1 protein-coding gene is annotated in these 2810 nt (G+C 76.0%); it reads right to left on the bottom strand.

Features of this window, described 5'->3' with window-relative positions:
- On the bottom strand, positions 1-2810 hold a 2810-nt coding region (locus tag TR48_RS35435; protein ID WP_236652471.1), incomplete at both ends, for a type I polyketide synthase.

Here is a 2810-nt window from a genome sequence, read left to right as displayed (position 1 = left end):
GGCGTCGGCCGCCGCCAGCTGCGCCAGATCGGCGAAGCTCTCGGCCGCGAGACCGTCGAGCGTGCCACCGAGCCCAGCCCAACGACCGCGCTCCACGGCGTCGGCCACCGCCGGCAGCGCCGCCCACTCCACCCGGAACAGCGACTCGTGGTGCGCACCACGCGCGGCACCGCGCAACTGGTCGGCGGCGACCGGACGCAGCACCAGCGACTCGACGGTGGCCACCGGCGCGCCGGTGGCGTCGGCGAGCGCGAGGGCGACCGCGTCCGTGCCCTGCGGGGTGATCCGCACCCGCAGCGCGGTCGCACCGGCCGCGTGCAGGGTGACGCCGCTCCAGGCGAACGGCAGTCGGCCGCCCTCGGCGCCGCTTCCCTGGAGGAAGGTGCCGTGCAGCGCGGCGTCGAGCAGCGCGGGGTGCAGGCCGAACAGGCTGCCGTCCGGCTCGGCGCCCTCGGGCAGCCGGACCTCGGCGAAGATCTCCTCGCCCCGCTGCCAGGCGGCGGTCAGACCCTGGAAGGCGGGCCCGTAGGCGAATCCGCCGACCGCCAGGCGCTCGTAGAAACCGGTGGTCTCCAGCGGCACCGCGTCGGCGGGCGGCCACGCGGCCAGGTCGGCTGCGTCGGCCGGCGCACCGGCCGGGCCGGTGCCCAGCGCGCCGTCGGCGTGCTTGGTCCACGGCTCGTCGGCCGGCGCGTCCTCGGGACGGGAGTGCACCGCGAGCGCCCGGCGGCCCGACGCGTCGGCGGGGCCGAGCCAGAGCTGCACCTGGAGCGCGCCGCTGTGCGGCAGCACCAGGGGCGCCATCAGGGTCAGCTCCTCCAGGCGGTCACAGCCCGCCTGGTCGCCCGCGCGCACCGCGAGCTCGACGAAGGCGGTGCCCGGCAGCAGCACCGCCCCGGAGACCGCGTGATCGGCCAGCCAGGGATGGGTGTCCAGGGCCAGCCGCCCGGTGAACAGGAAGCCGTCCGACTCGGCCAGCGCGGCGGCGGCCCCGAGCAGCGGGTGCTCGGGGGTCACCAGACCCGCCGACGCGACGTCGGCGGCCCACAGCGCCGGGGCCTCCAGCCAGTACCGCTCGCGCTGGAAGGCGTAGGTCGGCAGCTCCACCCGGCGCGCCCCGGTACCGGCGAAGACCGCCGTCCAGTCCAGCGCGACACCTCGCACGTGCAGTTGGGCGAGCGCCGTGGCGAAGGTCCGCGCCTCGTCGCGGTCGCGACGCAGCACGGGCGTGAACACCGCGTCCTCGGTCACGCACTCCTGGCCGAGCGCGGCGAGAGTGCCGTCCGGGCCCAACTCCAGGAAGGTGCGGACGCCTTCGGCCTCCAGCGCCTCGATCGCGTCGGCGAAGCGGACGGCCTCACGGACGTGGCGCACCCAGTACCCGGGCGAGGCCAGGTCGGCGTCCCGGTCCAGGGTGGAGACGATGGTGAGCTGCGGGGCGTGGTACTCCAGCGACTCCGCGAGCGCCCGGAACTCGTCCAGCATCGGGTCCATCAGCGGCGAGTGGAACGCGTGGCTGACCGTCAGGCGCTTGGTCTTGCGCCCCTCCGCCGCCAGTTGCCCGGCGATCTCGACGACGGCCTGCTCGGCGCCCGACAGCACCACGGACGTGGGCCCGTTGACCGCCGCGATGCCCACCTCGTGCTCGCGTCCCGCGAGCAGCGGCAGCACCTCGCCCTCGGCGGCCCGGACGGCCGCCATCGCGCCACCGGCGGGCAGCGCCTGCATCATGCGACCGCGCGCGGCGACCAGCTTCGCCGCATCCGCGAGCGAGAGGACGCCCGCGACGTGCGCGGCCGCGATCTCGCCGATGGAGTGCCCGGCCAGGTAGTCCGGGCGGACACCCCAGGACTCGACCAGGCGGAAGAGCGCCACCTCCAGCGCGAACAGCGCCGGCTGTGTGTACTCGGTCCGGTCGATCAGCTCGGCGGCGTCCGCGAGCGGCGTCTCCAGGTGCCGGTCCAGCTCCGCGCGGACCGCATCGTAGGCGGCGGCGAACACAGGGAACGCGCCGTACAGTTCGGCGCCCATGCCGACCCGCTGGCTGCCCTGCCCGGCGAAGAGGAACGCCGTGCGCGGCGCGGTGCCCGCGGCGCCCTCGACCAGACTGCCGGACGGCTCACCGGCGGCCAGCGCCGCCAGGCCGCGCAGCAGCTCCGCCCGGTCGGCGCCGACCACGGCGGCGCGCTGCTCCAGGGCACCGCGCGTGACGGCCAGCGAGAAGGCGACGTCGACCGGGTGCGCCTCGGGCTCGGCGGTGAGCCGCTCGTGCAGCTTGGCCGCCTGGCCGCGCAGCGCCTCGCGGCTCTTCGCCGAGAGCACCCAGGGCAGCACGGCCGGGGCGACCGGGTCTGCCTGGACGGCGGGTTCGGGGGCCTGCTCGATGATGGCGTGCGCGTTGGTGCCGCTCACCCCGAAGGACGAGACGCCCGCGCGACGCGGCCGACCCGTCTCCGGCCACGCACGTGCCTCGGTCAGCAGCTCCACCGCTCCGGCCGACCAGTCGACGTGCGGCGTGGGCTCGTCCACGTGCAGGGTCTGCGGCAGCACGCCGTGGCGCATCGCCATGACCATCTTGATGATTCCGGCGGCTCCGGCGGCGGCCTGGGTGTGGCCCAGGTTCGACTTGATCGAGCCGAGCCAGAGCGGTCGCTCGTCGGTGTGCTCCTCGCCGTAGGTGGCGAGCAGCGCCTGCGCCTCGATCGGGTCGCCCAGCGAGGTGCCCGTGCCGTGCGCCTCGACCGCGTCGACCTGGTCCGCCGTCAGTCCGGCGTTGGCCAGCGCGGCCCGGATCACCCGCTGCTGGGACG

This window comes from Streptacidiphilus neutrinimicus (genome assembly GCF_000787815.1).
Lineage (GTDB): Bacteria > Actinomycetota > Actinomycetes > Streptomycetales > Streptomycetaceae > Streptacidiphilus > Streptacidiphilus neutrinimicus.
This window is presented reverse-complemented; position numbering and strand designations above follow the sequence as displayed.